We start from the raw sequence: 301 nt of genomic DNA on the forward strand, positions 1-301 counted from the left end.
CACCACGTCACTGGGCGTATGCCGAGGACTTTGCCAGTCGTTTACCCGCAAAGTGGCGGCTGGACCCGGCAGTACTGTATGTGGAAGACGGGCCGCTGCAGGCCTTGCAGCAGGCGAGTCAGGCTGGCGTGGCAGATAGTTCGGCCTGTGCCTGGGGGCGTATGTGGCTGGCCGAAGCCGGTTTGCTGGATGGGCGCAATGCCACCACGTCACTGGGCGTATGCCGAGGACTTTGCCAGTCGTTTACCCGCAAAGTGGCGGCTGGACCCGGCAGTACTGTATGTGGAAGACGGGCCGCTGC

Annotated in this window: 1 pseudogene; it reads left to right on the forward strand. The window is 63.8% G+C overall.

Annotated elements, in window-relative coordinates:
• Nucleotides 1-301, forward strand: a pseudogene (locus AWT75_RS22400) (hypothetical protein); the annotation flags it as partial.

This window comes from Aquitalea pelogenes (assembly GCF_001515305.1).
Lineage (GTDB): Bacteria > Pseudomonadota > Gammaproteobacteria > Burkholderiales > Chromobacteriaceae > Aquitalea > Aquitalea pelogenes.